Genomic DNA, 1,187 nt, shown 5'->3' with positions numbered 1-1,187 from the left:
GCCGGCAAGATCGATTGGGACTGGATCGACGGCGAGGTCGCGCCGCTCTACAGCGAGAATGGCCGGCCCGGGATCGAGACCCGGTTCATGATCGGGCTGCTGTTGCTCAAGCACACTTACGGGCTGTCCGATGAGGGCGTTTGCGAGCGCTGGGTTCACGACCCGTATTTCCAGTTCTTCACCGGGCAAGAGTTCTTTCAGCATGCCTTCCCGCACGAGCGCTCGGACCTGAGCCATTGGCGCAAGCGGCTCGGCGACAAGTTGGAGCTGCTGCTGGCGGAGAGCCTGCGGGTGGCGCACGAGGCCGGCGCGTTACGCGGCCAGGACCTCAAGCGCGTCACCGTCGACACCACGGTGCAGCCGAAGGCCATCACCTTTCCGACCGATGCCAAGCTGCTCCATGCGGCTATCAAGGGGCTCAACCGCCTGGCGAGAAGGCACGCCGTCAGGCTGCGGCAATCCTATTCTCGTGTGGCCAAGGCCGCCGCGATGATGGCGGGCCGCTACGCCCATGCCAAACAGTTCAGCCGGCATCAGCGGCAGTTGCGCATTCTGCGCAGCCGGCTCGGCCGCATCATCCGCGACATCCGCCGCAAGATCGAGGGCCAGCCGGCACTGGAGGAGGCATTCGCCCTCCCGCTTGGCCGGGCCGTGCAAATCCGCTCGCAGCAGCAGCGCCAGCGCGGCTGGAAGCTTTATTCCTTCCATGCCCCGGAGGTGGAATGCATCGGCAAAGGCAAGGCCGCCGCGCCTTACGAGTTCGGCGTGAAGGCCTCCATCGTCACCAACAACCGGCGGGCGCCCGGTGGCCTGTTCGTACTGCACGCCAGGTCGCTGCCCGATAATCCCTACGACGGTCATACCCTGCGGGACGTCATCGACCGCACCGAGGCGCTCACCGGCTGTCCGATCGAGCGGGCCTATGTCGACAAGGGATATCGCGGCCACGACACGCAAAATCCCCGTCGCGTCTTCATTTCGGGCCAGAAGCGCGGCGTGTTCGGCGCCATCAAGCGCGAGCTCCGGCGCCGCTCCGCCATCGAGCCCATCATCGGACATCTGAAGGCCGAAGGTCACCTTGGCCGCTGCTATCTCAAAGGCCGCGCCGGCGACGCCGCCAACGTCGTGCTCTCAGCAGTCGGCCACAACTTCCGCCGTATCCTCGCCTGGCTCAGAGAACTCTTGTG

At 65.7% G+C, this 1,187-nt stretch carries 1 protein-coding gene; it reads left to right on the top strand.

Going from position 1 to position 1,187, the window contains the following annotated elements; all coding sequences use genetic code 11:
• Positions 1–1,187 (top strand): IS5 family transposase (locus tag GWG67_RS38670; RefSeq protein WP_275174887.1); only part of this gene is annotated, 1,187 nt, incomplete at both ends.

Source organism: Bradyrhizobium sp. CSS354, from assembly GCF_029051725.1.
Lineage (GTDB): Bacteria > Pseudomonadota > Alphaproteobacteria > Rhizobiales > Xanthobacteraceae > Bradyrhizobium.
Note: the sequence above shows the minus strand (reverse complement) of the source record. Positions and strands in the feature narration are given on the sequence as shown.